Here is a 23,857-nt window from a genome sequence, read left to right on the forward strand (position 1 = left end):
CCGAATCAAACTGCCGGAACCTTTCGGTCCCGGCAGCATCGCATTGCTTCGTTCAACCGGCCAGACCGGTTGCCGGCCTTACTGGTTGAGCACGGCCTTTTCCGGATTGGGCGGGAAGGAGGGATCGGTCTTCTGGCCGCGCAGCAGCTGCTCGGCATAGATGAGCTGCAGGTCGTCCTTCGGATCCGGCGGCACATAAGCGGCCGAACCGGAACCGGTCGAGCTCTCGTCGGCGCCCTTGATATGGCCCTTGAGATCGGATTCGCCGCGGGTCAGGTCCCTGCCCTGCAGTTCCGGCGGCAGCGGCTGATCGACCTTGATGTCGGGCGTAATGCCCTTGCCCTGGATCGACTTGCCCGACGGCGTGTAATAGAGCGCCGTCGTCAGCCTGAGCGCGCCATTTTCGCCGAGCGGAATGATGGTCTGCACCGAACCCTTGCCGAAGGACTGCGTGCCGACCACCGTGACGCGGCGCAGGTCCTGCAGCGCGCCGGCGACGATTTCCGAAGCGCTGGCCGAGCCGCCATTGACGAGCACGATCATCGGCTTGCCGTTGATGTCGTCGGTCTTCTTGGGCTTGGCGTCGAAGCGGGTGACGTCCTTCGGATCGCGGCCGCGCGTCGAGACGATCTCGCCGCGCTTGAGGAAGGCATCCGAGACGCTCACGGCCTGGTCGAGCAGGCCGCCCGGGTTGAGGCGCAGGTCGAGCACATAGCCCTTCAGCTTGTCGTCCGGCACCTGCTTCTTGATGGTGTCGATGGCGTTCTCGAGATCGTCATAGGTCTTTTCGGTGAAGGAGGTGATCTTCATGTAGCCGATGTCGTTCTCGACCCGGAACTTGACCGCCTTGACCTTGATGATGTCGCGCACGACGGTCAGTTCGATCGGCTTGTCGGCGCCCTGGCGCAGGATGGTCAGCTTGATCGGCGTGTTGACCAGGCCGCGCATCTTGTCGACCGCGTCGTTGAGCGTCAGGCCGCGAACCTCCTCGCCGTCGATCTTGGCGATATAGTCGCCGGCCAGCACGCCAGCCTTGGCGGCCGGCGTGTCGTCGATCGGCGTGATCACCTTGACCAGGTCGTTCTCCATGGTGACCTCGATGCCGAGGCCGCCGAACTCGCCCTTGGTCTGCACGCGCATGTCCTGCGCCTGTTCGGCGTTCATGTAGGAGGAATGCGGGTCGAGCGAGGAAAGCATGCCGTTGATGGCGTTCTCGACCAGCGACTTGTCGTCGGGCGGGGTCACATACTGCGCCCGCACCCGCTCGAAGATGTCGCCGAAGATCGCCAGTTGCTTGTAGGTCTCCGATCCCGCAGCGTTCGCCGCCGAGCCGGGAGCGCCATAGACAAGGCTCATGGCGGACGCGCCCATCAGCGCACCGGCAAACAGAAGCGACAGTTTCCGCATCATTTCACGTCCTTCCAGAAAAACGGTCCGCCCACCATGGGGCCGGATCGACGGGTTTTCCATCCTTGCGGAACTCGACATAGAGTTCCGGCGTGGCATTTCCATTCTTCGAAACCGAGGTGCTTGCCACCCGGGCTTCTCCCATCGCGCCGACCGGCTCTCCTGCGAGCACCGACTGGCCAGTCACGACGCTGATTCTGCTCATCCCAGCCAAGACGACATGATAACCGTCGCCGGCATTGAGGATCAAGAGTTGACCATAGGAGCGAAACGGCCCCGCATAAAGCACATTCCCATCCGCCGGCGCGGTGACGATGGCTCCCGATTGTGTCGCAACCATGTCCCCAAGCATCAAGGCGCCGTTACCGTCGTCGGCGCCAAACCGGCGTTTGATGCGGCCTGTGACCGGCAGGGCGATCTGTCCCTGCAGCGCCGAGAAAGGTGCTGCCGCGGTCAATCTGTTGCCCTCGGGAACCTGTAGCGACGCCGTCTGGTCGCCACTCGGCGCCGTGCCATCGGACTCGGCGCTACCCGCCTGACCGGCAGCGGCCGCCTTGGCGGCATCGGCGGTCTTGCGGGTCTTGTCGGCCTGCGCTTCGAGCGACGCGATGAGGTCCTTCAGGCTGCTGGCCTTGGCCGCCAATTGCTCGGAACGCTGCTGTTCGGCCGCCATTTGCGCCTTCGTGTCGGCCTCGAGCTTCTGCTTGGCTTCGAGCAGCATGCCGAGCCGTTTCTTCTCCGCCGCCTGCTCGCCGACCGCCGCCGTCAGCCGCGCCCGTTCGGCTTCGATCGAGGCCGTCACCCGAGTCTGTTCCTTGAGGTCGGTCAGCAGCGCGTCGGTCTGCTGGCGCAATTCCGGCACCACGGCGCCGAGCAGAATGGCGCTGCGCACCGACGACAGCGCGTCCTCCGGCTTGACCAGGATCGCCGGCGGCGGGTTGAGTCCCATGCGCTGCAGGGCGCCCAGCACTTCGGCCAGCACGTCGCGCCGCGCCATCAGCGAAGCGCGGATCTTCTGCTGCTGGCCCTTCAGCCCTTCCAGCTTGGCGCCAATGTCCTCGATGTCCTGGCCAAGCTTCTGCTCGGTCATCGCCGACTGGATCAGGGCGGCGGTGATCGAGGCGTGGTCCTTCTTGACGGCGGCAATGTCGGCGGCGAGCTGTGCCAGCCTTTCAGACGACAGCGTGATTTCCTTGGAAACCTGCTCGTATTCGGCGCGGCTCTGGTCCGGATCGGGCGCCATGTCGAGGGTGTTTTCGGCCCGCGCCGCATGAAACGACAGGACGATCGCAGCCGCGATACCGCAGCGCGCGCGCCATGAGCCCCCTATCAATGAGCCCCTCGTCGATTTCCAGCCATCAGCCATGCACGGTGGACTCTATCCGCGGCTTCGTTAACGAATCATCAACCATGTTAACGCGCGTCGCCCCAACCGCGCGAATAACGACATGCAAAGGAAAACCAACCCACGGTAATCTTGCGCGGCATTGGGGCTAAATTCTGCGCGACCAGGCCGCTTTCACGACCTGTGGTAGGGATGGCCGGACAGGATCGTCGCGACCCTGTAGAGCTGCTCCCCCAGCATGACGCGCACCAGTTGATGCGGCCAGGTGAGCGCCCCGAACGACATCACCAGCTCCGCCTGGTCACGCAGCGATGGATCATGGCCGTCGGCGCCGCCTATGGCGAGCACCAGCGCTTTGCGTCCGCCATCGCGCAACTGGCCGATACGGCCGGCGAAATCCGCTGAGGACAGGCTCTTGCCGCGCTCGTCGAGCAGGATGAGGGCCGTGCCTGGCTGCAACTGAGCCTGCAGCCGCGAACCTTCGTCGCGCTGGCGCTCGCTGGCGCTCTGCGCGCGGCCCTCGGCGATCTCGGTGATCCCGGCGAATTCGAGCCCCACGCCGGGTCCGCTCTTGGCGAAGCGCTCGAAATAGCGGTCGGCCAACTCCCGCTCGGGGCCGGCTTTCATTCGGCCCACGGCATGAACTGAAATCTTCATCCCGCCTCTATAAGCCGTTCGTGCCTGTCACCCAAAGGTGAAATCCGATTTGGGCGACGACCCGGGCGGCTTAGTGGAGGGTCTCTTCCTCGAGATCCGGCGCCTGCCACATCTTTTCGAGATTGTAGAATTCGCGGACTTCGGGGCGGAAGACGTGGACGATGATATCGCCAGAATCGATCAGGACCCAGTCGGCGCCGGACAATCCCTCGACGCGCGCTGTGCCGAGGCCGGCATCCTTGAGCGCCTTGAGGAGATGATCGGCGACAGCCGCGACATGACGGTGCGATCGGCCCGACGCGACGACCATGTAGTCGCCGAGGCTCGATTTCCCCTGAATGTCGATTGAGACAATATTTTCGGCCTTGGAGTCTTCCAGACTGACAAGGACTGTCTTGATGGCGCGGGACACGGCGTCGTCTACGCTGATCCTGGCCGGCGAAGGCACGATATCGGCCTTCTTCCGCAGTGCTGTTCTCAGTGTATTTCCTTTCGCAGCAAGAACAACCAAATCACCCCTGAAAGCGGGTGACACCCCTTAGATAGGCAGAGTTCCGTTGCAGTTTCAAGACGGAGCCCCTACTCACGCGAACTCGCCGACTGGGATATCGTTCCACGCGACACGCAAAAACATCGGAACCCAGGCGTGCTGGAGGGGTTGTCGGCTGACCGACCAACCGGAATCCCGCCATGCCGATCGACCCGCAAAACACCCTTCTCACCGTCCAGGCCGGCCTCGCGCAGCTCAGTACGCTGATCGTCTCCTATTCCTTCTCCGCCATCGGTGCCGTCATCCTCCTGGTGGTCGGCTATATCGTCGCCAACCTTGCCGAGCGCTCGATCTCGGCTGGCCTCGGCCACATCCACGGCTTCGACGCGACGCTGCGGCATTTCTTTTCCAAGATCGTTCGCTATGCGATCCTGATCCTTGTCGTCATCATGGTGCTCGGCCAGTTCGGCGTGCAGACCGCATCGATCATCGCCGCGATCGGCGCCATCGGCCTCGCCATCGGTCTGGCGCTGCAGGGCACATTGCAGAACATCGCGGCCGGCATCATGCTTCTGGCGCTGCGGCCATTCCGCATCGGCGAATCCGTCGAGGTCGGCTCCATATCAGGTTCGATCGAGGAAATCGGCCTCTTCGCCACCAGGCTCAGGACCGCCGACGGCGTTTACATACTGGCGCCCAATTCGACGCTGTGGAACCAGCCGGTGCGCAATTTCACCCGCAACGGCGTGCGCCGCACCGACATCACGCTGAGCATCGGCTCCTGGAACGACATAGACCGGGCGCAGAAGACATTGCTTGCCATTGCCGGCGCCGAGAAGCGCATCCGCCGCGAACCGGCGCCGATCGCCTTCGTGGCCGGGCTCGGCGACACCACCGTTTCGCTCACCTTGCGCTACTGGACGGCGGCGGCGGACTATTTCGCCACCCAGATCGACATGACGAAACGCGCCAAGCAGGCCTTCGACAGCGAAGGGATTTCGATCCCGCTGCCGCCTCCGCAAGCGGCGCCGCCCGAGGCGCGCAAGCAATAATCAGTCGCCCCTGCGGCGGACCTCTTCCTCCGGCGCGAAAGCGAGTTCCACCGGCAAGGGTGCTTGCGCCGACATCGGCGCGAAACTGCCCGTGGCGGCCGCCGGAACGGGTCGCACCGCGATCACCCGCCACAGCACGAACAGGCAGAACGCCGAGGCGATGACGATGCCGACATAGATGAAGGTTGCCGTGCCGAAGACGGCGGAAAGCGCCGTGACGATGCCCGGCACCACGAAGCCGGCCAGCGACCAAGCAAACAGCATCGAGCTCGACAGGGCAAGCAGTTCGTCCTTCCTGGCGCGGTCGGCGGCATGCGCGCTGGACAGCGCGTAAATCGATTCCGCCGCCCCGTCCCAGATCAGGTAGATCACCACCAGGGCCATCAGCGCGCCGCCGTCGAAGGTGATGGCGAGCACGCTGGCGACGACCGCCAGCGCCGCCGCGCCGGCAAGCACGTAGCGCCGGTCGGTGCGGTCGGAAAGCCAGCCGAGCGGTATCTGCAGGATCAACGTGCCGACCGGCATCGCCGACAGCAGCAGCGCGACATCGCCCTGGCTGTAGCCCTTGGCCGTGGCGTGGATGGGCGCGAAGCCGGAAATGATCATCGACAGCCCGCCGACCGCCAGCATGCCGGCGACGCCGACCGGCGAAATCCGCCAGGCCTGGCGCAGCGCCACCGAAGCCGCCTGCGGCGCCGGCGGCTGTGCAAGGCGCGTCATACCGACGGGCAGGATCGACAGGGCGGTAAAGGTGATGCCGATCAGCGACGCGGCGGCCGTGTGGATGTCGATGACGGCCAGCGTCGCATAGCCCACACCCAGGCCCGCGATGTAGGCGACATAGAACACCGCCATCACCCGGCCGCGTATGGCGTTCGGCAGCGCGTCGTTGAGCCAGCTCTGCGCGACGATGAACAGGCCGCATATGGCAAAGCCGTAAAGCGCGCGCGCCGCGATCCACAGCAGCGGGTGCGGCCCGGCGCCGATGGCGGCATTGGACAGCGCGATCAGCGCCGACAGCACCATGAAGGCGCGGGCATGGCCGACCCTGCGCACCAGCGGCCCGGTCAGGATGCAGCCGGCAAGGCCGCCGGCCGACAGCCCGGTGACGATCAGCCCTGCCCAGGTCGGATCGAAGCCCTCGACGCCGAGCCGGACGGGGATGTAGGCGAACATCAACCCGTTGCCGATGGCGATCAGCGCCATCGACACGATGACGCTGGCAATGGCGATCAGCGGCGCGGGAGCACTGCCCTGTTCCGGATCGATTGCGGGTTGGGTCTTGGTTTGAATTGCCATGTCCGCGAGCATCGCTGATTGGCGGGGCGAACACCGCTGTAAAAACGACATGTCGCGCGCCCGAAATACTGGCTCCTCCTGCCGCGAAGAGCCCTTATTCCCTCGCCATCTTGCGGATCGCGCTCGACGACAGGGACGAACGTGGACCGTGAATGAAGGTCCAGGCCGGCGCCTTCATACGGGCGAGAAGCGGCGCGTCGCCCTCGTCGATGCGGGCATAGTCGAAGGTCTTGGCGACGACCGACGACAGGAAGGACAGCGTGGCGCCCGGACGATCGATGACCGCGATCGGAAAGGTCAGCACGATCTCGCGCCAGCGCTGCCAGCGATGGAAGTCCCGCAAACTATCCGCGCCCATGATCCAGACGAACTCGACGCCGGGATTGCGCGCCTTGACCAGCGCCAGCGTGTCGGCGGTGTAGCGCACATGATGCGCCGCCTCGAAGGCGGTGACCTTGATCTTCGGGTTCTTGGCGATCTTCTCGGAAAGCATGATGCGCTCGGCGAGCGGCGCCAGCTCGCGCGTGCTCTTCAGGGGATTGCCCGGCGTCACCATCCACCACAGCTGGTCGAGCGCCAGGCGCCTGAGCGCGATCTCGGCGACCAGCGCGTGACCGGCATGCGGTGGGTTGAACGAACCGCCGAACAGGCCGACCGCCAGCCCCTTCTCGGCATGCGGCATCTTCAGATAGCTGGAGGGCACCGCCGGTTCGGAAGAAGCCAGCATCGCTTCAGGCTCTGGCGGCGAAAAGCGTCAAGGCCTCACCTGTCCCGACCCGCGCACACGGTATTTGAACGAGGTCAGTTGCTCGACGCCGACCGGCCCGCGTGCATGCATCTTGCCGGTGGCGATGCCGATTTCGGCGCCCATGCCGAACTCGCCGCCATCGGCGAACTGCGTCGAGGCATTGTGCAGCAGGATCGCCGAATCGATCTCGTTGAAGAATCTTTCGACGGCCTTCGGATCCTCCGCGATGATCGCCTCGGTGTGATGCGAGGAGAAGGTTTCGATGTGCTCGATCGCGCCACTGATGCCGTCGACCAGCTTCACCGCGATGATGGCGTCGAGATATTCCGTCACCCAGTCGGCATCATCAGCCGGTTTGGCGTCGAAGAACAGCTTCAGTACCTCGGCATCGGCATGGATTTCACAGCCGGCGGCGCGCAAGGCATCGAGGATCGGCACCAGATGGCTTGATGCCACGGCGCGGTCGACCAGCAGCGTTTCGGCCGCGCCGCAGACGCCGGTGCGCCGCATCTTGGCGTTGACAGCGATCCTGACCGCCATGTCGAGGTCGGCGGATCGGTCGATGTAGAGGTGGCAGATGCCTTCGAGGTGGGCGAAGACCGGCACGCGCGCCTCGCTCTGCACCCGCCCGACGAGGCTTTTGCCGCCACGCGGAATGATCACGTCGAGATTGCCGCCGAGCCCCTTGAGCATTTCGCCGACCGCGGCGCGGTCGGTGGTCGGCACCAGCTGGATGGCATCCTCGGGCAGACCGGCCGCCTTCAGCCCCTCGACCAGGCAGGCATGGATAGCGGCGGACGAATTGAGCGAATCCGAGCCGCCGCGCAGGATCACCGGATTGCCGGCCTTGAGGCAGAGCGCGCCGGCATCCGCCGTCACATTGGGGCGACTCTCATAGATGACGCCGACAACGCCGAGCGGCGTACGCACGCGCTCGATCTGCAGGCCGTTCGGCCGCTGCCACGCGGCGGTCACGTCGCCGACCGGATCCTTGAGTTCGGCGATCTCGCGAATGCCGTCCGCCATGGCACGAATGCGCGCCGGATCGAGCTTCAGCCGGTCCATGAAGGAGCCGGACAAGCCGGATTCGTGGCCATTCGAGACATCGATGGCGTTGGCGTCGAGAATCTCCTGCTCACGTGAAATGATCGCGTCGGCCATGGCAACGAGCGCGGCATTCTTGGCGGCGGTGGTGGCGATGGCCAGCGGTCGAGCGGCAGCGCGGGCCTTGCGACCTGCCCGTGCCATCAAACTGACTACATCTTCGCCTTGGTGTTTGTTCAACATCTGACCGCTCCGGTGAAGCTTGGTGGATTTACACGCGGCTGGCCCTCGCGGCAATGGCTGCGAATTTGGGAGGCAGCATGAAGAGCGCCGTAGTCCTCTTTACATTGGCCACTATGCTGGCGCCCACCGGCCTCCGTGCCGCCGATTACTGTGATGACAAGATCGAACCCGGCGAGAGCCCGGACGGCAAGGCTATGGTTATGTACAGCTTGATGGTGCAACTGGCTTTTGCTGATCGCTATTGCGGCGCGCCGGCGACACCGCCCTCTCGGATCGCGGTGGTTGTCGAGGAGTTTCATGGATGCGGGCCGCGCGCGCGGCTTGAGGCGGAAATAGAAAAGAGGGCGAAGGACGGTACAACTGCAAAAATAGCGACAACCGACGAGCTTATTCGCGATGTCGTCGCCGGCGACGACAACATTTCTCAAATCGAGGTCGACCGACGAGCCAAGGCGGGTATCGAAGCCGAGATGGGAGGCTGCAGCGAGTTGCTGAAAACTCAACTCGACGTTGAGGAAAGGTACCGCAATCCGCCCAAATGGCCGCCCAGCCCTGACAAGTAACGCGTCTGGAGCCTTGCCTCAGCCGGCCGCGCCGCTCACCACAAGATCGTCGCGGTGGATCATCGCCGAACGCGCCTCGTAACCGAGCACCGTTTCGATCTCGGTCGTCTTCAGGCCTGCGATCCTTACGGCATCGGCGGCATCATAGGCAACCAGCCCGCGCGCGATCTCGCGGCCCTCGGGCGACAGGATCGCCACCGTGTCACCGCGCGAGAAATTGCCGCTGACCAGTTTGACGCCGGCCGGCAGCAGCGATTTGCCCGACAAGAGCGCGCCGATGGCACCGACATCGACGGTCAGCCGCCCGGCCGGTTCGAGCTGGCCGGCGATCCAGGTCTTGTAGCCCTTTACCGGATTGGCGCTGGGCTTGAAGAACGTCGCGCGCTCGCCGCGCTCGATCGCCATCAGCGGCGACAGCCTAGTGCCCGACGTGATGATCATAGCGGTGCCCGCTGCATTGGCGATCTTGCCGGCATCGAGTTTTGTCCGCATCCCGCCGCGCGACAGCTCGGAAGCAGCCGCACCCGCCATCGCCTCGATGTCAGGCGTGATGCGGTCGACCACCGGAATGAATTTCGCCTGCGGATCGCGCGCCGGCGGCGCGGTGTAGAGCCCGTCAATGTCGGACAGCAGCACCAGGAGGTCGGCGCCCATCATCGTCGCCACCCGCGCGGCCAGCCGGTCGTTGTCGCCATAGCGGATTTCGGAGGTCGCTACCGTGTCGTTCTCGTTGATGACCGGCACCGCCTTCATCTTGAGCAGCGTCGAGATCGTCGCGCGCGCGTTAAGGTAGCGGCGGCGCTCCTCGGTGTCGCCGAGCGTCAAAAGGATCTGGCCCGACTTCAGGGCACCCTTGCCGAGTGCGTCCGACCAGGCGCCGGCCAGCGCAATCTGGCCGACGGCGGCCGCAGCCTGGCTTTCCTCGAGCTTCAACGCCCTCTTGCCGAGGCCAAGAACGGTCCGGCCAAGCGCGATGGCGCCCGACGACACGACGAGGATCTCGGCACCGCCATTGGCAAGCACGGCGATATCGTCGGCGAGCGAGGCCAGCCAGTCGCGCTTCAGGCCGCTCGCGCGGTCGACGAGCAGCGCCGAGCCGATCTTGACGGTGATGCGCCGGTATTTCCTGAGCGACTGCATGGCCTACTTTTCCCAGCGCGTCTCGACCGGGGCGGCAATTTGCGCGCGGGCTTCGGCGATCACCGCCATCAGCGCGCGCTGCACCGCCTCGACGCCCTCGCCGGTGACGGCCGACAGCAGCATCGGCGCACGCCCCGCGGCGCGTTTGAGCGAAGCGACCTTTTTCTTGCGTGCGTCGGCGTCGAGCGTATCGACCTGGGAAAGCGCCAGGATCTCGGCCTTGTCGGTCAGGCCGTGGCCATAGGCTTCGAGTTCGCCGCGCACGGTCTTGTAGGCCTTGCCGGGATTTTCCTCCTGCGCCGAAACCAGATGCAGCAGCACACGCGTGCGCTCGACATGGCCGAGGAAGCGGTCGCCGATGCCGACGCCTTCATGCGCGCCTTCGATAAGGCCGGGAATGTCGGCGATGACGAACTCGCGCGCATCGATGCGCGCGACTCCCAAGCCTGGATGCAGCGTGGTGAAGGGATAGTCGGCGATCTTCGGCTTGGCGGCGGTGACGGCGGCGAGAAAGGTCGATTTGCCGGCATTGGGCAGCCCGACCAGCCCGGCATCGGCGATCAGCTTCAGCCTGAGCCAGATGTTGAGCTCCTCGCCGGGTTGACCCGGATTGGCGCGGCGCGGCGCCTGGTTGGTCGAGGTCTTGAAATGCTGGTTGCCGAAGCCGCCATTGCCGCCCTTGGCCAGCAGAAACCGCTGGCCGACCACGGTCATGTCGCAGATCATCGTTTCATTGTCTTCCTCGAAGACCTGCGTTCCGGCCGGCACTTTCAGCGTGACGTCGGCACCCTTGGCGCCGGTCATGTTGCGGCCCATGCCGTGGACGCCGGTCTTGGCCTTGAAGTGCTGCTGGTAGCGATAGTCGATCAGCGTGTTCAGCCCGTTGACCGCTTCCAGCCAGACATCGCCGCCACGGCCGCCATCGCCGCCATCCGGCCCGCCGAACTCGATGAATTTTTCGCGCCGGAACGACACCGAACCGGCGCCGCCGTCGCCGGAGCGGACATAGACCTTGGCTTGATCGAGAAATTTCATTGGATCGCAGTTTCTTTTATTGGCCTTGCGGCATTGCTCTAAACCTTGGGCCTTGCTCTAAACCAAGGCGCGGCCAAGGGCGAGGCCGTTTTATGACGATGGCCGCGTGGGTTGATCGGAAAGACTGCTGCATGAAGCTTGTAACCTACAACATTCAATACGGCATCGGCCTCGATGGACGCTACGATGTCGGGCGTATTGCCGACGCCGTGCGCGGCGCCGATGTGATCGCCCTGCAGGAGGTCACCCGCAACAATCCCAGGAATGGCAGCCGCGACATGGTCGCCGAGATCGGCGAGGCACTGCCCGATTATTTCGCCGTCTATGGCAGCAATTTCGAGGCCAATATCGGCTCGCGCATCGAGGACGGCCGCGCCATCACCACGACCTTCCAGCTCGGCAACATGGTCTTGTCGAAGACGCCCATTCATCTGTCGCGCAACCTGCTTCTGCCGCGCAGCCGCAGCTTCGAGATGATGAACTTCCAGCGCGGCGCGCTGGAAGCGCTTATCGAGACGCCGCTTGGTTTCATCCGCTTCTATTCCATCCATCTCGATCACCGCAGCCCGGTCGAGCGCGCCAGCCAGATCCAGTTCCTGCGCCAGCGCCTGTTGAATTACGCGCTCGAAGGCGGTGCGCTCTCCGGCGTCGCCGAGATCGGCCTGCCGGAACTGCCGCATCCGGAAGCCTTTGTCGGCATGGGCGATTTCAACATGCTGGCCGGCTCGCCCGAATATGTCGAACTTGCCGGCCGGCCGGACCATGAATTCGGCATGCCGCTGACCGCCGACTTCGCCGTCGACGCCGCCGTGCGCCTCAATATCGCCGGCGACGATCTCGTCAGCTTGGTCGACCCCAAGGACCCAACCAACGCCAGCCGCCACAAGCGCATCGACTACGTCTTCACCAGCGCCTCGCTTGCCCTCTCGCTGAAGCGCCTGTGGGTCGACCGGAAGGCAACCGGCTCGGACCACCTGCCCGTGTGGGTCGAACTGGGCTGACCATAGATCCAGCCCGAATCTGATTACCCTTTCACGCCCAGCGCCTAGGTGGGCCGAGATTCAGGTCAGGCCGAGCCGAGAATGGTGGCTTCCGAGAACCGGAGCGGAGCGGACATCAAGTCCGTGAGCACCGGAAGCGCAGGAAGCCGCCATTCGCAGGCCGGCATCACCTGAATATCGACGCACCTAGAAGTGGACCCAGTTCCGCAGGCTGGTCCAGGTCTTCCTGTCCAGCCGGTAGCGCTCGACCGGCACCTGGCCTGCGACGATGGAATTCAGCATGCCCTGGCCGGCATACTGGAAGCCGCACTTGTGGATCACCCGGCGCGAGGCCGGATTGATGACCCGGGTCGAGGCATGCAGCACCTGGATCGACGTCTTCTGGAAGGCGAGGTCGACCAGTGCGTGGGCGGCTTCGGTCGCATAGCCGCGCTTCCAATGGGGCTCGCCGATCCAGTAGCCGAGTTCCAGCCCGCGATCGGTGGTGTTCAAGCCCGCGCAGCCGACAAAGGTGTCGGTGCCGGCCAGCGTCAGCGCGTAGGCGATGCCGGCGCGGCGCGACTTGGTCATGGCCAGGAAGGCACGCCCCTCGGCCTCGCCATAGGGGTGCGGCATGCGCGCCAGCATTTCGGCGACGTGGCGGTTGTCGGCAAGCTCGACCAGTTGCGTGATATCCCGCTCATCGGGAGCGCGCATCACCAGCCGCTCGGTGACCAGCACCGGGCAGTCTATCGCGTAACTTTCGTCGTCACTGTCTTCCGCTTCGGCAACCATTTCAAAGTCCTCCAGGCACAAGAAAAAGGGGAGATGGAAACCCATCTCCCCTGATCCTTTTCCTGGCTTTGCCAAACCTTATGGCTTCCAGACACCGGTTCCCGAGATGGGCGCCGGTGTCTAGTGCGGAACCGGCTACTCCGCGGCTTTGGCAATCGGGTTGACCGATACGTAGGTTCGGCCGTTGGCTTTTTTGTTGAACGTCACGGCGCCGGATTCGAGCGCGAAAAGGGTATGGTCCGTGCCCATGCCGACATTGACGCCGGGATGCCAGGTCGTGCCGCGTTGACGAATGATGATGTTGCCCGGGATGACGGCTTCGCCGCCGAACTTCTTCACGCCCAGACGCTTGGAATGCGAGTCGCGACCGTTGCGCGACGAGCCGCCAGCTTTCTTGTGTGCCATCTAACTAACTCCGTTGCGCCGCAAGGCGCCTAAAAGGCCTTATGAACGCGTTCGCGTTCCGTTTCAAGTCCGATCCGGCTGATGTTTCGCCGGAAAAATTACTTCTTCGCCAGTTCCTTGGCCTGTTCGCGCCAGTCCTTGATCTGGTCGGCGCTGAACGGCATGTGCTCGTCGATCTTGACGACATCCTTGTCGCTGAGCTTGGCGAGCTGCGCGAAGGTGATGATGCCCTGCTCGGCGAGATCCTTGGCGGCGGCCGGGCCGATGCCCTTGATCACGGTCAAATCGTCCGGCTCGCCCTTCGGCGCCTTGAACAGCGGCGCGGCGACGGCCTCGGCCTTCGCTTCTTCCTTGGGGGCGTCCTTCTTGGCCTTGGCTTCCTTCGGCGCCGCCTCGGGAGCGACCTCTGCCTTGGCTTCCGCCTTCACGGCGGCCTTCTTGGCGGGCTTGGCGCCACCCAGCAGGATCTCGGAGATCCGCACGGTGGTCAGCAACTGGCGATGGCCGATCTTGCGGCGCGAATTCTGGCGGCGGCGCTTCTTGAAAGCGATGACCGTGCGGTTCTTGCCCTGCTCGACGACTTCAGCGGTGACCAGAGCACCATCGACGAACGGCGCGCCGAACGTGACATTCTCGCCCTCGCCATGCGCGAGCACGTGGCCGATTTCGACGATATCGCCGACATTGGCTTCGACTTTTTCGATCTTCAGGAGATCGTTGGCGGCAACGCGATACTGCTTACCGCCCGTTTTAATGACTGCGAACATTTTTTGCCTTTCGCTGTTCGGTCGGCCTTGATGAACCGCCTCTGGCGGTTCGGCCGTCTTTTTGTCAGTCTGCGGGTTCAAAAAACAAGCGGCGCGGAAGAACCCTCCACGCCGATTGCGCGCTGTCCCTAACCGAAGGTTGAGTGGGAGTCAAGGCAAACGGGCCGATTCCTTGCCTTGGTGGACCAGTTGTCGTTGCCTGCCGGGAATGGGCGACCTCGATCCAGGCAAGGCCCGGGACAGCAAGCTGAATTTCCGGCGGATTTGGCCTTGTAACCTGCCCGATCAGCCGTTATCTAGTGCGCCGCGCCGGCAACGGCGGACCATGACCGCGGAGAGGTGGCAGAGTGGTCGAATGCACCGCACTCGAAATGCGGCATGGGTGCAAGCCCATCGGGGGTTCGAATCCCTCCCTCTCCGCCACCCTGCGCCCTGCGGGCTTCGGGTGGCAGGCCACCCGGAACCGCAATCGGGTGTAGACCAATGCGCGGCAGCTTGAGCGATATTTCGAAACCGGATCAGTCAAGGCCTTCGCGAACAAGCGTTTGGCCAACGGAGCCGAACTAACGGCGATCTTGCCACTTATACTGCTTCACGTACTCGACCAGCGCGCGCAGCTTTGGCGCGGCGTTCCTTCGGCTTGGATAATAGAGATAGAATCCGGCGAAGCGTGGGCTGTAGTCCTCCAGAAGCACGACCAGCTCCCCGCGCTCGACGAAGGGACGAAAACTCTCTTCCATGCCGAAGGTGATGCCGGCGCCGGCGACCGCCAGCTTGATCATCAGTGCCATGTCGTTGGTGGTGATTTCCGGCGCGACCGTGACGCGAAATTCCTTGCCATCCTCGGCGAATTCCCAGCGGTAGGGAGCCGCCCTGGGTGAAGGTCGCCAGCCGATGCAGCGATGTCCGGCAAGATCGGCGGGATGCAAGGGAATGCCGGAACGGTCCCTATAGGCAGGGGAACAGACCGTCAGTTGCCGCTCGTCACCCGCGACAGGCACCGCGATCATGTCCTGTTCGATGACCTCTCCCAGCCGGACGCCGGCATCATAGCCCTCGGCGACGATGTCGAACTCCTCGTCGGTCACCGTGATGTCGAGCTGGATTTCCGGATTGGCCTGGGCGAAGCCGGCGAGAAACGGCCCGGACAGGAACCGTTCGGCGATCGAGGACACCGCCAGCCGCAACAGCCCGCGCGGCCGGTCGCGCCACTGCTCGGTCTGGCTGAGCGCCGAGCGCAAGCCGGCAATGGCCGGCGCCACGTCCTCATACAGTTGCTCGCCGGCCTCGGTCAGGCTGACGCTGCGCGTCGTTCGCCGCACCAGTGCGATGCCGAGGCTCTCCTCCAGCCGCCGGATCGTCTGGCTGACGGCGGACCGGCTAACGCCCAGCCGTTCGCCCGCCGCGCGGAAGCTCCGCTCCTCGGCGACCAGCGCGAACACCGAAAGCATGTTGAGGTCGTGCGACATTGGTTAGCTGAACTTTCCATCTTGGCAAGAATTAGACGCCTTATCGCGACAACGGCCGGAACATACATTCCTGACAATCTTGATCACATGGAAGACGAAAGGATTAGCGATGTCCCTCGATAAGGTCGTTCTCATCACCGGAGCCTCCAGCGGCATCGGCGCCGGCATTGCCCGCGAACTTGGCGCCGCCGGCGCCAGATTGATGCTGGGTGCACGCCGCACCGACAGGCTGGAAATTCTGGCGCACGAGATCCGGGAGAAAGGCGGCGAGGCGATGGCGCACAGGCTCGACGTGACCGACCGGGCCGATGTCGCCGCCTTCGCGGAAGCCGCGCGCCAGGCCTGGGGTCGGATCGACGTGATGGTCAACAATGCCGGCATCATGCCGCTGTCGCTGATGGCATCGATGAAGGTCGACGAATGGGACCGCATGGTCGATGTCAACATCAAGGGGGTCCTGCATGGCATCGCCGCCGTGCTACCGCAAATGACGGCGCGGGGAACGGGTCACATCATCAACATCGCCTCGATCGGCGCCCTCTCCGTCTCGCCGACGGCCGCCGTCTATTGCGCCACCAAACATGCAGTGCGGGCGATCTCCGACGGTCTCCGGCAGGAGCGGGACGATATTCGGGTCACTTGCATTCATCCCGGCGTGGTCGAAAGCGAGCTGGCCAGCACGATTACCGATCCCGCCGCCATCGATGCAATGAGGACATATCGCGCCATAGCACTTCAGCCGGATGCCATCGGCCGGGCGGTACGCTTCGCCATCGAGCAGCCCGACGACGTCGATGTCAACGAGATCGTCGTGCGTCCGACACGGGCGGCGCACTGATGCGCGGGCTGGCCGTGGCCGCATCGCTCGTTGCGATATCAGCCGGATTTGCCATTGCAAAGGACATGACAATGAATAGCCAGACTCACGAATATACCGGCCTCTGGGTGACCGGAGACGGCCACATACGCCACCAGCTCCTGCCGAACGGCCGTTATGTCGAGGCCAGGGGAACGCGCGAAAAGGCCTATCAGGGGCGCTACCTCGTCACGGGCCATCACATCGACTATTGGGACGACACTGGCTTCACCGCAGATGGAGAGTTCATCGAAGACGTGCTGCATCATGCCGGAATGGTTCTGCGCCGGCGAAAATGAAGCACTGGCGACCGGCCGAGCATGCCTATCCGAGAGGAGGCGCATATGCTCGAAAAATGCAGGGACCAAAGTCCGTGGCGCAAGTGGCAAAGGTCCGACGTTTTCACTTACGTTCCGTGCTTGTCCTTAAGGCGTTCTTAGATTAGCAAAACATGATGTATGGCTTATTGTCGGTGGCGGGTTCATAGCCGAGAATGGCAGCGGCACCGCCTGAAATCATTGCCCGGCATGTCGTGGGGAAGCACGATTATGTTCATTGACTACTACGAAGTGCTGGAAGTCAGCCCGAACGCCAATTCCGAAACGATAGAACGGATATTTCGTCATCTTGCCATGCGCTACCACCCCGACAATCGGGACAGTGGCGACGAGTCACGCTTCAGCGAAGTCGTGGAGGCCCATAATACGCTCAAGGACCCGGTCAAACGCGCGCAATACGATATCCAGTATAAAGACCATTCGGCGCTTCGCCTCGAACTGACCGGGGAAGCCAGTGATACCAAAGGCTTTGCGCGGGACGCCGGTGTCCAGGCCAAACTGCTCTCGCTTCTCTACGTAAAACGCCGACAAGACGTCAACAACGCGGGCATTGGCGATGTGGAGCTCGAACGATTGTCGGGCTGCCCGCGTGAACACCTGGAGTTTCATCTCTGGTATCTAAAGGCAAAGGGCTGGATAGGAAGAATCGAAAACGGGACGCTCGCCATCACCGTCGAGGGGATCGATCGCGCCAACTCGGAACATCGGCGTGAAGGCACGACCAGACTGCTGGAATGAGGCTCGCCGGTGGTTTGGTCGACCGCTCCTCAGATTTACAAAGGCCGCCCATTGGCCCGGCGTCATCGCCGAAGGGCGATGACATGCGCGCGGCGGAATCCGACCCGCTTTTCGCGGCTCGGAAATTTGACGGCGATGCCGAGGAACCAAAGCATGGTCGCTCAAGTTCGATATCCGTTTCCACGGAGATCGAGTTCAGCATGCAAGGTCGAGGGCCAATCAAAGCAGCACTTCGAGCACAGGCCGATGAGGTCCGCATCCACATTGGCGTCCTCCAGCAGGAGCTGACCACCAACCGCAAAAGCATAGTTGGCACATTGCGGCTGGGGTACGAGATAAAGTCGAGGAAAGTTCTGCTGGGGCGTCTGGAAAGGGTATTGGCGCAGTACGCGCCGGGCTGCCTGCGTGACGAGGTCGCAGCGCTGGGGCGCTCCGAGAAAGGCCCCCGATCGCAAGGCTCTCAGTGCAGCTTCTGACTTCAGCCATTCGACGCCCAACCCAGACGGTGGTCAGGGCCTGACGGCGCTCCCCGCAGTCAACTGTGCTGCACGGGCGACCTTCGCCGACAAGCCGCTGTTGCGCGGGCAGCCTTCGCCGACAGGCCGCGCGGGAACCTGCGTTACGGTCGAAAGTTCCTGCTCATGGCAAATCACCCCATTACCGGCGCGCTCACCTCGATCGGCACGTGGACGTCCCGTCCAGCAGCATTCCTGGTGCTGCTGGCCTATGCGATCTTCTGGATAATTTTCGATCGGCAAAGCTTGAACTGGCATGGTGCGGCCACACTCCTCACCTGGGCCATGACGCTGTTCATTCAGCGCGCGGAGCATCGCGATACCCAGGCCATTCATGCCAAGTTGGACGAAATGTTGAGATCGAACAGTTCGGCTTCGACCATCACCCGTATCGATGATGAAGAGCCCGAGGACATCGAAGAACAACGCAACCGCAAGCAGCAGGGCGACTGAGATGCGCGCTGCCGGTTTCGTGGCGTTGCTGACAGGCGCGAAGCAGATCGGGCGGCGTCGAAAATTCAGCCCGCTGCTCAGGGGACTGAGCTATCTGGCCGTTGCGGTCGTCGCGGGGCTGGCGACGTTGGCAGCCATAAACCTGACCCCTGAACCGCGGGTTTTGCGGACGATCGTCCCGCATCGTTTCGATGCATCGGACCCCCAGTTCGCCAGGTCGATGAGCAGCTACTCGCTGGGACAGATGTCCGACGCGAACGCGGTGCAAACCCTCGTGAACGGCGACGAGATTTTTCCTTCGATGCTCCAGGCGATCGGAGCGGCCCGGTCCTCGATCGATTTTGAGACTTATATCTATTGGTCCGGGGCAGTCGGATATGAGTTCGCACAAGCCTTGGCGGGCAAGGCGCGTCAAGGGGTCGAGGTCCGGGTGCTCGTCGACTGGGTCGGCAGCCTGCCTTTCGATGAAGACCTGATCCACATCATGACAAGCGCCGGCGTGAGATTCCAGCGCTACCGGCCCATCCATTGGTATACGTTGGACCGCGTGAACAACCGGACCCATCGCAAGCTGCTCGTTGTTGACGGACGGGTGGCTTTCACGGGTGGCGTGGGCATCGCGGACAATTGGCGTGGAAACGCTCGCAACCCGGATGAATGGCGCGATACGCATTACCGGATCGAAGGGCCCGCCGTGCCTGCTTTCCAGGCAGCGTTTGCCGAAAACTGGCTGGAAACGACCGGTGAGACCTTGCAAGGCCAGAAGTTCTATCCTCCGCCCGAATCCGCGGGAGCGCTCGGCGCCCAACTGATACTTTCTTCGCAGCCAAATGGCTCGGAAACCATGGAATTGATGATGCTGGCCGCGATAGCCGCCGCCAAGGATCACCTACGAATCGGAATGGCGTATTTCGTGCCCGACGACATCGCGCTCCAGCAGATCCTGGATGCCAGGAAGCGAGGCGTGTCGGTTGATGTGATCGTTCCCAATGCGCTGACTGACGTGCCTCTGGTTCGAAAAGGCTCGCGCTATTTCTGGGGCGACTTGCTTAGGGCGGGTGTGCGCATCTACGAGTTTCAGCCCACGATGTATCATCCCAAGCTGCTGATCGTCGACGACGTCTGGGCGAGCTTTGGTTCCACCAATCTGGACGAACGCTCCTTGCGGTTGAACGACGAAGCCAGTCTGAACGTCTACGGCAGGGATTTCGCAAACACGCAGATCGATTTGTTCAACCAGGATCTTGGGCGGTCGCGGCAGATCACTCTGGCCGAATGGGAAGCGCGTCCCCTGCGCGAAAAGATTTCTGACTGGCTGGCCAGCAGGCTGCGCTCCCAGCTTTGATGTCTCGGCTCTCCTCGCTCGTTCGGAGCAGTCAGATCAACACTACGGCTTGAGCCCGGGCTCGCATCGGGTCTTCAAGCAGCCTCATGCGCCGTGATCGCGGCGAGAAAAACCGCACCGAATTCCTTGAGCTTCGCCGCACCCACGCCATTCACTTCGGCGAAGGCATCGAGGTCGAGCGGGCGGCGGTCGGCCATGTCGATCAGCGTGCGGTCGGAAAACACCACATAGGCCGGCACCTGGCGCTCCTTGGCCAGCCGCAGCCGCAGCGTCTTGAGCGCCGCCAGCAGCGAGGCATCCACACCCTCGGCGCCGGCGGCGGAGCCTTCCCCGGAACGCTTCCTGCCGCGCGCCAGAGGGTCGCGGTTCTCGACGCGATACCGGAATTCACCCTCGCCACGGCCGAGCGCGCGGCCGCTCTCCGAGATGGCGAGGCCGCCATGGCCCTCGGGATCCGGAATCAGGAACCCGCCGGCGACCAGTTGCCGGATCAGTGACAACCACACGGTCTTCCGGTGCGCGGCACCGGTGCCAAAACTGCTCAGCGTCTGATGGCCCCGCGCCAGCACCTTCTCGGTCTCGTGGCCAAGCAGGATATCGATGACATGGGCGGCGCCAAAGCGTTCGCCGCTCTGCGCGACCGCCGCGAGGATTTTCCGCGCCTCGGCACTGCCATCGGCGCGCGGCGCCTGATCGAGGCAATTGTCGCAATTGCCGCAAGGTTCGGCCTCTTCGCCGAAATAGCCGAGCAGCACCTGGCGCCGGCATTGCGCCGTCTCGCAATAGCCGATCAGCGTGTCGAGCCGGCGATGCGACCGTCTCTTGTGCTCGGGCGCGGCGTCCTCGTCGTCGATGAACAGCCGCCGCATGCGGATGTCGCCAAGGCCGTAAAGCATATGCGCCTCGGCCTCGCGCCCGTCGCGGCCGGCACGACCGATTTCCTGATAATAGGCTTCCAGGCTGCCCGGCATATCAGTGTGGAAGACATAGGCGACGTCGGGCTTGTCGATGCCCATGCCGAAGGCGATGGTCGCCACCATGACGACGCCGGACAAGGTCATGAAGGCGTTTTGATTGGCCTCGCGCGCGTCCTTGCTCATGCCGGCATGATAGGCGAGCGCTCTGACGCCGTTCTTCTCGAGGAAGGCCGCCATCTCCTCGGTCTTCTTGCGCGACAGGCAATAGACGATGCCGCTTTTGCCCGCATGACGCTCGATGAACCGCAGCAATTGCCGCTTGCTGTCCTGTTTGGACTCGATCGCCAGCTTGATGTTGGGGCGGTCGAAACCCAGCACCAGCGTTTCGACACGCTCGGCGAACAGCCGGGCGGCGATGTCGGTGCGCGTGCTCTCATCGGCCGTCGCCGTCACCGCGATGATCGGCACGTTGGCGAAGATGCCGCGCAACCGCGACAGGTCCTCATATTCGGGCCGGAACGCCGGACCCCATTGCGAGATGCAATGCGCCTCGTCGATGGCGATCAGGCTGACGTCGAGCCTGGAGAGCGCCTCCAGCATGCGCTCGGCCATCAGTCGCTCCGGCGCCAGGTAGAGCAGCCGCGTCTGGCCAGATGCCACACGGCGCCAGGCCGCGACATTGGCCTCGCGGTCGAGCGCGGAATTGATCGTATCGGCCGCCACGCCGGCAAGCCGCAGCGCCGCGACCTGGTCCTGCATCAACGCCACGAGCGGCGAGACGACGAGGGTGAGCCCGCCCAAGACCAGCGCCGGAACCTGGTAGCAGAGCGATTTTCCGGCCCCCGTCGGCATGACAGCCAGCACATGGCGCCCATTGAGCAGCGCGTCCATGACGTCGGCCTGGCCAGGGCGGAAATCGTCGAAGCCGAACACATCCTTCAGGACGCGCCGCTTGGGATCCTCCGCCCTCATGCCCGCCGCCTGCACCGGCATCAGGCGGCCACCTGGCGGCAAGCGATTTTTCGCGTGCGGGAGAGATCGGGCAAGACGGTCAAGGGCGACTCCTTGTGGGGCCTTGGAGTAGCCCACCGCTCATTCCATCACAACAGCCCTTTCAATGCCGTCGGCCGTTGCTGTCACTCGCCGCTGTTGCCTTGCTCCAACTCGTCATAATAGCGCTGGGCAGCCTTGCCCTTCTCCAATCGGTAGGTCTCCGACCGGCGATCGAATTCGGCGTTGAGAACCTTCGACAGTTGCAACCCATAAAAGCAATAGCCGGTAAGGCCCGCCAATAGCAGGACAAACAGGCCCATCGGTGACAGACCATCCGTTAGCATCAGGATGCCAATGATAGCTTCGAGCAGCATGGCGAGAGCTGCCATGACCGTCAGGAAAATCTTCGCCGGCCTCGACCCTTTCAGGAAGTAGTAGGCGCCCACCACATAGGCCACACCCGAGGCGGAACTTACAATATTCGGCGAATGTCCAAAGGCCAGCAGGACGGTCGCGGACAGGATGCCCAGCGCGCCGGTTGCGAAGAAAAAGCCGGCCACCGCCAGCATGTGGTGTTTTCCGCTCATTCCAACCCCCTTGTTGTCGAGACCTTGCCCGTCCACATTGCAACATACAACCAAGGATTGCACAAGGCCCTACCGACAGACGCCCACAAATCGCGGAAGCGACTTTCTGGAACACCCCGGCGCCTTCCGCTGCGGCACACGCACCCCTGATGGATTCCTCCGCGCCGCGATGTAAGCTTGTCCCCGCCGACACGCCAGGGAGGGCACGATGCTGCAGGCTAGACAGGATGTGCTTGGCGAGCGTTTCCGGCTGCAGCGCGCCGCCTTCGAGAAGCAGCCCTTTCCCGACCTCGGCCTGAGGAAGGACCGCCTCAAGCGCCTGCTGGCGCTGACCGAGCGGCACGAGACTGAAATCTGCGCCGCGATCGACGCCGACTTCGGCGGCCGCTCGGCGCATGAGACGCGGCTCGCGGAACTGTTCGTCGTGCGCGCCGGCATTCGCCATGCCCTCGCTCATGTCGGCGGCTGGATGCGGGAGCGTCGCGTCGCCACCACCTTGCCGTTCCTGCCGGGCAGGAACCGCCTCTTGCCGCAGCCGCTTGGGGTCGTCGGCATCGTGTCGCCCTGGAATTACCCCTTTCAGCTCGCCGTCGCGCCGGTCACGGCAGCGCTCGCCGCCGGCAATCGCGTGCTCGTCAAGCCTTCCGAACTGACGCCGGCTTTCTCCGAGCTGCTGGCCAGACTGGCCGGCGAGCATTTCGCTCCGGATGAGTTGAGCGTCATCACCGGCGATGCCGAAATGGGCAAGGCCTTCGTGTCGATCCCGTTCGATCATCTGCTGTTCACCGGTTCGACCGCGGTCGGCCGCCAGGTCGCGATCGCCGCCGCCGCCAACCTGACCCCGGTCACGCTCGAACTCGGCGGCAAGTCGCCGGCAATCCTCGATCCCTCCTGCGATCTCGACGCGGCAACAGCCAGCGTCGCCTATGGCAAGCTGTTGAATGCCGGGCAGACCTGCATCGCGCCGGACTATCTGCTGGTGCCCAAGGGACAGGCAGGCACGGTCGCAACCAAGCTCGCAACCGCGATGGCGCGGCTCTACCCCACCTTGCGCGATAACCCCGACTACACCGCCATCATCAGCGACAGGCACTTTCAGCGACTGCGCGCCATGATCGCGGAAGCCCGCGACGCCGGCGCCGATGTCACCGAAATCAATCCGGCCGGCGAGGATTTCGGCACCGCGGGCCGGAAGCTTGCGCCGACCCTGGTCGCGAACGCCGGCGCGGACCTGCGGCTGATGCGCGAAGAGATCTTCGGCCCGGTGCTGCCGATCGTCGAATACGCCACGCTGGACGACGCCATCGACCATGTAAACCGGGCCGACCGGCCGCTGGCGCTCTACTGGTTCGGGCGCGACAGTGCCAACCGCCAGCGCATCCTGCGCGAGACCGCCGCCGGCGGCGTCACCATCAATGACTGCATGCTGCATCTGGTGCAGGAGAACCAGCCCTTCGGCGGCGTCGGCGCCTCAGGCATGGGTGCCTATCACGGCGAATGGGGATTCCGCACCTTCAGCAAGGAGAAACCGGTTTTCCTGCAGTCGCGCTTGAGCGCCGGAGCCCTTCTTCGCCCGCCCTATGGCAAGACGTTCGAAAGGCTTTTCGGCCTGCTCAGGCGCATCACCTGACCATTGTCGCGGCTTCGATGCCGGACCGACGAGGCGTGCCACGGCG

The 23,857-nt window shown here is 63.7% G+C and carries 25 protein-coding genes and 1 tRNA gene; 11 read left to right on the forward strand and 15 right to left on the reverse strand.

The window, feature by feature from the left end; all coding sequences use genetic code 11:
- Nucleotides 1-78: 78 nt before the first annotated feature.
- The 4 genes from FJ948_RS05900 to rsfS all read right to left on the reverse strand — a co-directional run bounded on the left by FJ948_RS05900 (nucleotide 79) and on the right by rsfS (nucleotide 3,857).
- Nucleotides 79-1,410 (reverse strand): S41 family peptidase, encoded by a 1,332-nt coding sequence (locus FJ948_RS05900; protein WP_181173571.1) that lies wholly within the window; start codon nucleotides 1,408-1,410, stop codon nucleotides 79-81.
- A gap of 1 nt (nucleotide 1,411) precedes the next feature.
- The gene (locus tag FJ948_RS05905; RefSeq protein WP_140702496.1) at nucleotides 1,412-2,773 is read right to left on the reverse strand and encodes a murein hydrolase activator EnvC; all 1,362 of its coding nucleotides are present in this window, start codon (nucleotides 2,771-2,773) and stop codon (nucleotides 1,412-1,414) included.
- Nucleotides 2,774-2,926: 153 nt separating this feature from the next.
- On the reverse strand, nucleotides 2,927-3,409 hold the full coding sequence (gene rlmH / locus FJ948_RS05910; protein ID WP_140702497.1) for a 23S rRNA (pseudouridine(1915)-N(3))-methyltransferase RlmH: 483 nt from the start codon (nucleotides 3,407-3,409) through the stop codon (nucleotides 2,927-2,929).
- Nucleotides 3,410-3,479: 70 nt separating this feature from the next.
- Complete coding sequence (gene rsfS, locus FJ948_RS05915; RefSeq protein ID WP_140702499.1) at nucleotides 3,480-3,857, reverse strand: ribosome silencing factor; 378 nt, start codon at nucleotides 3,855-3,857, stop codon at nucleotides 3,480-3,482.
- A gap of 242 nt (nucleotides 3,858-4,099) precedes the next feature.
- On the opposite strand from rsfS, the gene FJ948_RS05920 reads away from it, so the two are divergent.
- Complete coding sequence (locus FJ948_RS05920; protein ID WP_140702501.1) at nucleotides 4,100-4,951, forward strand: mechanosensitive ion channel domain-containing protein; 852 nt, start codon at nucleotides 4,100-4,102, stop codon at nucleotides 4,949-4,951.
- Here the strand turns inward: FJ948_RS05920 and FJ948_RS05925 are convergent, their stop codons facing one another.
- The 3 genes from FJ948_RS05925 to FJ948_RS05935 form a co-directional block, all read right to left on the reverse strand.
- The gene (locus FJ948_RS05925) at nucleotides 4,952-6,250 is read right to left on the reverse strand and encodes an MFS transporter (RefSeq protein WP_140702503.1); all 1,299 of its coding nucleotides are present in this window, start codon (nucleotides 6,248-6,250) and stop codon (nucleotides 4,952-4,954) included. It abuts the gene before it with no gap.
- Nucleotides 6,251-6,344: 94 nt separating this feature from the next.
- Nucleotides 6,345-6,977: a nicotinate-nucleotide adenylyltransferase gene (locus FJ948_RS05930; RefSeq protein WP_224537454.1), complete on the reverse strand. Its 633-nt coding sequence runs from the start codon at nucleotides 6,975-6,977 to the stop codon at nucleotides 6,345-6,347.
- 27 nt (nucleotides 6,978-7,004) lie between these two features.
- The gene (locus FJ948_RS05935) at nucleotides 7,005-8,285 is read right to left on the reverse strand and encodes a glutamate-5-semialdehyde dehydrogenase (RefSeq protein WP_140702505.1); all 1,281 of its coding nucleotides are present in this window, start codon (nucleotides 8,283-8,285) and stop codon (nucleotides 7,005-7,007) included.
- Between the two features lie 77 nt (nucleotides 8,286-8,362).
- Here FJ948_RS05935 and FJ948_RS05940 point away from each other — a divergent pair, with 77 nt between their 5' ends.
- Nucleotides 8,363-8,848, forward strand: coding sequence for a hypothetical protein (locus FJ948_RS05940; RefSeq protein WP_140702507.1), 486 nt, complete (start codon nucleotides 8,363-8,365; stop codon nucleotides 8,846-8,848).
- An 18-nt stretch (nucleotides 8,849-8,866) separates the two neighbouring features.
- Here the strand turns inward: FJ948_RS05940 and proB are convergent, their stop codons facing one another.
- Both proB and obgE read right to left on the reverse strand, forming a co-directional pair.
- On the reverse strand, nucleotides 8,867-9,988 hold the full coding sequence (gene proB, locus FJ948_RS05945) for a glutamate 5-kinase (RefSeq protein ID WP_140702509.1): 1,122 nt from the start codon (nucleotides 9,986-9,988) through the stop codon (nucleotides 8,867-8,869).
- Between the two features lie 3 nt (nucleotides 9,989-9,991).
- Nucleotides 9,992-11,023, reverse strand: a complete 1,032-nt coding sequence (gene obgE, locus FJ948_RS05950; RefSeq protein ID WP_140702511.1) for a GTPase ObgE — start codon at nucleotides 11,021-11,023, stop codon at nucleotides 9,992-9,994.
- 131 nt (nucleotides 11,024-11,154) lie between these two features.
- Between obgE and FJ948_RS05955 the strand changes: the two genes are divergently transcribed.
- Nucleotides 11,155-12,024: an endonuclease/exonuclease/phosphatase family protein gene (locus FJ948_RS05955; RefSeq protein WP_140702513.1), complete on the forward strand. Its 870-nt coding sequence runs from the start codon at nucleotides 11,155-11,157 to the stop codon at nucleotides 12,022-12,024.
- A 186-nt stretch (nucleotides 12,025-12,210) separates the two neighbouring features.
- Here FJ948_RS05955 and FJ948_RS05960 read toward each other — a convergent pair whose 3' ends face one another.
- From FJ948_RS05960 to FJ948_RS05970, 3 genes are all read right to left on the reverse strand, one after another.
- The gene (locus FJ948_RS05960; protein ID WP_181173572.1) at nucleotides 12,211-12,798 is read right to left on the reverse strand and encodes a GNAT family protein; all 588 of its coding nucleotides are present in this window, start codon (nucleotides 12,796-12,798) and stop codon (nucleotides 12,211-12,213) included.
- 135 nt (nucleotides 12,799-12,933) lie between these two features.
- Nucleotides 12,934-13,203 carry a 50S ribosomal protein L27 gene (rpmA, locus tag FJ948_RS05965; protein WP_095771984.1) on the reverse strand — a complete coding sequence of 90 codons (270 nt, stop codon included), beginning with the start codon at nucleotides 13,201-13,203 and terminating at the stop codon, nucleotides 12,934-12,936.
- Nucleotides 13,204-13,301: 98 nt separating this feature from the next.
- Nucleotides 13,302-13,970: a 50S ribosomal protein L21 gene (locus FJ948_RS05970; protein WP_140702517.1), complete on the reverse strand. Its 669-nt coding sequence runs from the start codon at nucleotides 13,968-13,970 to the stop codon at nucleotides 13,302-13,304.
- 333 nt (nucleotides 13,971-14,303) lie between these two features.
- Here FJ948_RS05970 and FJ948_RS05975 point away from each other — a divergent pair.
- Nucleotides 14,304-14,393, forward strand: a tRNA-Ser gene (locus tag FJ948_RS05975).
- A gap of 140 nt (nucleotides 14,394-14,533) precedes the next feature.
- Here FJ948_RS05975 and FJ948_RS05985 read toward each other — a convergent pair.
- On the reverse strand, nucleotides 14,534-15,439 hold the full coding sequence (locus tag FJ948_RS05985) for a LysR family transcriptional regulator (protein WP_140702519.1): 906 nt from the start codon (nucleotides 15,437-15,439) through the stop codon (nucleotides 14,534-14,536).
- Nucleotides 15,440-15,548: 109 nt separating this feature from the next.
- Between FJ948_RS05985 and FJ948_RS05990 the strand changes: the two genes are divergently transcribed.
- The 6 genes from FJ948_RS05990 (at nucleotide 15,549) to FJ948_RS06015 (ending at nucleotide 19,684) form a co-directional block, all read left to right on the forward strand.
- Complete coding sequence (locus tag FJ948_RS05990; protein WP_140702521.1) at nucleotides 15,549-16,277, forward strand: SDR family oxidoreductase; 729 nt, start codon at nucleotides 15,549-15,551, stop codon at nucleotides 16,275-16,277.
- Nucleotides 16,277-16,594, forward strand: coding sequence for an Atu4866 domain-containing protein (locus FJ948_RS05995; RefSeq protein ID WP_140702523.1), 318 nt, complete (start codon nucleotides 16,277-16,279; stop codon nucleotides 16,592-16,594). Before FJ948_RS05990 ends, FJ948_RS05995 begins: the two co-directional genes overlap by 1 nt.
- Before the next feature lie 249 nt (nucleotides 16,595-16,843).
- Nucleotides 16,844-17,371, forward strand: coding sequence for a J domain-containing protein (locus FJ948_RS06000; protein ID WP_140702525.1), 528 nt, complete (start codon nucleotides 16,844-16,846; stop codon nucleotides 17,369-17,371).
- 83 nt (nucleotides 17,372-17,454) lie between these two features.
- Complete coding sequence (locus FJ948_RS06005; protein ID WP_140702527.1) at nucleotides 17,455-17,847, forward strand: hypothetical protein; 393 nt, start codon at nucleotides 17,455-17,457, stop codon at nucleotides 17,845-17,847.
- A 165-nt stretch (nucleotides 17,848-18,012) separates the two neighbouring features.
- Complete coding sequence (locus FJ948_RS06010; protein ID WP_140702529.1) at nucleotides 18,013-18,339, forward strand: low affinity iron permease family protein; 327 nt, start codon at nucleotides 18,013-18,015, stop codon at nucleotides 18,337-18,339.
- A gap of 1 nt (nucleotide 18,340) precedes the next feature.
- Nucleotides 18,341-19,684 (forward strand): phospholipase D-like domain-containing protein, encoded by a 1,344-nt coding sequence (locus FJ948_RS06015; protein WP_210242265.1) that lies wholly within the window; start codon nucleotides 18,341-18,343, stop codon nucleotides 19,682-19,684.
- A 74-nt stretch (nucleotides 19,685-19,758) separates the two neighbouring features.
- Here the strand turns inward: FJ948_RS06015 and recQ are convergent, their stop codons facing one another.
- Both recQ and FJ948_RS06025 read right to left on the reverse strand, forming a co-directional pair.
- Entirely contained in the window at nucleotides 19,759-21,594 is a 1,836-nt protein-coding gene (gene recQ, locus FJ948_RS06020; RefSeq protein ID WP_140702531.1) for a DNA helicase RecQ, read from the reverse strand.
- Nucleotides 21,595-21,737: 143 nt separating this feature from the next.
- Nucleotides 21,738-22,181 carry a hypothetical protein gene (locus FJ948_RS06025; protein WP_140702533.1) on the reverse strand — a complete coding sequence of 148 codons (444 nt, stop codon included), beginning with the start codon at nucleotides 22,179-22,181 and terminating at the stop codon, nucleotides 21,738-21,740.
- Nucleotides 22,182-22,389: 208 nt separating this feature from the next.
- On the opposite strand from FJ948_RS06025, the gene FJ948_RS06030 reads away from it, so the two are divergent.
- On the forward strand, nucleotides 22,390-23,811 hold the full coding sequence (locus FJ948_RS06030) for a coniferyl aldehyde dehydrogenase (protein ID WP_140702535.1): 1,422 nt from the start codon (nucleotides 22,390-22,392) through the stop codon (nucleotides 23,809-23,811).
- Nucleotides 23,812-23,857: the final 46 nt, after the last annotated feature.

Source organism: Mesorhizobium sp. B2-3-12 (genome assembly GCF_006442205.1).
Lineage (GTDB): Bacteria > Pseudomonadota > Alphaproteobacteria > Rhizobiales > Rhizobiaceae > Mesorhizobium.

Coding starts and splice junctions, on each gene's coding strand:
- FJ948_RS05900 (WP_181173571.1), bottom strand. CDS start 1,410: ATGATGCGGAAACTGTCGCTTCTGTTTGCCGGTGCGCTGATGGGCGCG.
- FJ948_RS05905 (WP_140702496.1), bottom strand. CDS start 2,773: ATGGCTGATGGCTGGAAATCGACGAGGGGCTCATTGATAGGGGGCTCA.
- rlmH (WP_140702497.1), bottom strand. CDS start 3,409: ATGAAGATTTCAGTTCATGCCGTGGGCCGAATGAAAGCCGGCCCCGAG.
- FJ948_RS05920 (WP_140702501.1), top strand. CDS start 4,100: ATGCCGATCGACCCGCAAAACACCCTTCTCACCGTCCAGGCCGGCCTC.
- FJ948_RS05925 (WP_140702503.1), bottom strand. CDS start 6,250: ATGGCAATTCAAACCAAGACCCAACCCGCAATCGATCCGGAACAGGGC.
- FJ948_RS05930 (WP_224537454.1), bottom strand. CDS start 6,977: ATGCTGGCTTCTTCCGAACCGGCGGTGCCCTCCAGCTATCTGAAGATG.
- FJ948_RS05935 (WP_140702505.1), bottom strand. CDS start 8,285: ATGTTGAACAAACACCAAGGCGAAGATGTAGTCAGTTTGATGGCACGG.
- FJ948_RS05940 (WP_140702507.1), top strand. CDS start 8,363: ATGAAGAGCGCCGTAGTCCTCTTTACATTGGCCACTATGCTGGCGCCC.
- proB (WP_140702509.1), bottom strand. CDS start 9,988: ATGCAGTCGCTCAGGAAATACCGGCGCATCACCGTCAAGATCGGCTCG.
- obgE (WP_140702511.1), bottom strand. CDS start 11,023: ATGAAATTTCTCGATCAAGCCAAGGTCTATGTCCGCTCCGGCGACGGC.
- FJ948_RS05955 (WP_140702513.1), top strand. CDS start 11,155: ATGAAGCTTGTAACCTACAACATTCAATACGGCATCGGCCTCGATGGA.
- FJ948_RS05960 (WP_181173572.1), bottom strand. CDS start 12,798: ATGGTTGCCGAAGCGGAAGACAGTGACGACGAAAGTTACGCGATAGAC.
- rpmA (WP_095771984.1), bottom strand. CDS start 13,203: ATGGCACACAAGAAAGCTGGCGGCTCGTCGCGCAACGGTCGCGACTCG.
- FJ948_RS05970 (WP_140702517.1), bottom strand. CDS start 13,970: ATGTTCGCAGTCATTAAAACGGGCGGTAAGCAGTATCGCGTTGCCGCC.
- FJ948_RS05985 (WP_140702519.1), bottom strand. CDS start 15,439: ATGTCGCACGACCTCAACATGCTTTCGGTGTTCGCGCTGGTCGCCGAG.
- FJ948_RS05990 (WP_140702521.1), top strand. CDS start 15,549: ATGTCCCTCGATAAGGTCGTTCTCATCACCGGAGCCTCCAGCGGCATC.
- FJ948_RS05995 (WP_140702523.1), top strand. CDS start 16,277: ATGCGCGGGCTGGCCGTGGCCGCATCGCTCGTTGCGATATCAGCCGGA.
- FJ948_RS06000 (WP_140702525.1), top strand. CDS start 16,844: ATGTTCATTGACTACTACGAAGTGCTGGAAGTCAGCCCGAACGCCAAT.
- FJ948_RS06005 (WP_140702527.1), top strand. CDS start 17,455: ATGCGCGCGGCGGAATCCGACCCGCTTTTCGCGGCTCGGAAATTTGAC.
- FJ948_RS06010 (WP_140702529.1), top strand. CDS start 18,013: ATGGCAAATCACCCCATTACCGGCGCGCTCACCTCGATCGGCACGTGG.
- FJ948_RS06015 (WP_210242265.1), top strand. CDS start 18,341: ATGCGCGCTGCCGGTTTCGTGGCGTTGCTGACAGGCGCGAAGCAGATC.
- recQ (WP_140702531.1), bottom strand. CDS start 21,594: ATGCCGGTGCAGGCGGCGGGCATGAGGGCGGAGGATCCCAAGCGGCGC.
- FJ948_RS06025 (WP_140702533.1), bottom strand. CDS start 22,181: ATGAGCGGAAAACACCACATGCTGGCGGTGGCCGGCTTTTTCTTCGCA.
- FJ948_RS06030 (WP_140702535.1), top strand. CDS start 22,390: ATGCTGCAGGCTAGACAGGATGTGCTTGGCGAGCGTTTCCGGCTGCAG.